Annotated in this window: 2 protein-coding genes; both read left to right on the forward strand. The window is 60.5% G+C overall.

The window, feature by feature from the left end:
- Nucleotides 1–1,085, forward strand: a 1,085-nt coding sequence (locus MOMUL_RS15140) for a DUF1670 domain-containing protein (protein WP_062286236.1), incomplete at its 5' end; no start/stop codon positions are given.
- 23 nt (nucleotides 1,086–1,108) lie between these two features.
- Nucleotides 1,109–1,505 (forward strand): hypothetical protein (locus tag MOMUL_RS15145; protein ID WP_153018465.1); only part of this gene is annotated, 397 nt, incomplete at its 3' end.

A 1,505-nucleotide genomic window follows, 5' to 3' on the forward strand; every position in this document is an offset into this window, starting at 1 on the left:
TGCTGCCGGTGGCCGGTATGAAGAAAGAGAACCGCCAGCTAATGCGGAACCTCCGGGCGGCGCTGGCTATTGACCGGTACTTAAGCGGTGAGGACCTCACTGCCTTGCGTAAAGATCTGGCCATCAGTACCGGCCGGTGGCAGCGGTGGTGGCAGGGCTTCAAGGAACTGGTGCAAAACCGGGACCAACCCCTGGCGGAACTGGCAAGGCTGCTGCGGGAGCCGCCGGAGCTTTTGGAAGCCTGGTGGAAAATCTGGACCAGACACCGGGAGAAGGACCCGGGGATAGCCACCCGGCTGGGCCTGGACCAGGAAGCTTTAAGACAACCCGGCACCGGTACCGCCAGCCGCCAAGCCTTTGCCGAACTGTTACGCCGGCGGCACGGCTACTCCCCGGCAGCCGTAGAGCAGTTTTTGGACGAACTGGCGGAACTGGCCAGCCGCCTGAACAGGCAGGAACGAGCACCTGGAGCCATCGTGTACCAGGCCGTGAGCGACCGGGAGCCGGCCGGCAAAAAACTATCCCAGTGTGAACTGAAAGCCGTAGTCCTGGATTACGTCACCCCTGAGGACTGGGAACTGGTTAACCGGGACAACGCCGAGGCGCTTAAGTGGACCAGGCTTTTGCGCCTGGCCACCCAGGCCAGGTCCCAGGGGGCTACCTTAAACCAACCGGATCTGGCCCTGCTATTGGGCCTCTCCACCAAATCCGTACAGACCTTGCTAAAGGAACATCCAGGCGTGGTGGTCCCCACCAGGGGTATGGTGGCCGATATGGGACCGGCCTTAAGCCACACCGACAAGATCATCCGCCTCTACATGGACGGCTATACCGAGACCGAGATCGTCCAGCGCACCGGGCACAGCTATGAAGCCATAGAGAACTACCTCCTGGACTTCGCCCGGGTCACCTACCTCCTGGAAAGGGGCCTGCCGGTACCGGCGATCAGGAAGGTCCTAGGCTGTTCCAGGCGATTGGTAGAAAAACACGTCAACCTCTACCGGGAGTTTTCCGGCCCCGACTACGCCTTCATGATGGCGAAGGTCCGCCGCCTAGCCGAGGCCCACCCGGTTAAAAAAAACTAACCCGCATAGGAGGGATGAGTCTCTTGGAAGCCAAGAAGGGTGTAAACAGCCGCTACGCCACCCTTCTTGCCAGGGATATATTACCCGTACAAACTGCTCACCTAAAAGAAAGCTTTGAACTAGCCCCGGCCTCAAAACTGGCCGAGGCGGCCTGTATGGCCACCAACCAGGCCATAGAGGCCTGGGAAAAGAACCAGGGAACCCGGCGCCTGAAACCAGGGGAACTCCTCCTGGAACAGGAGGGCCGGAAAATCGCCATCCCCCTCCTTACCCAGGAGGTATTGCCGCACCTCAAAGAGGGGCGCTCTCCCCGGGCCGTGCGCCGGGAACTGGAAATGCTCCAGTTCTTGAGGCTTAAGGAGCTAAACCCCGGCGCCAGTGTGGAAGACCTCTGGCATCTCGTCAACCAGGCCGAACTTT

The sequence above is a fragment of the Moorella mulderi DSM 14980 genome, assembly GCF_001594015.1.
GTDB lineage: Bacteria > Bacillota > DSM-521 > Neomoorellales > Neomoorellaceae > Neomoorella > Neomoorella mulderi.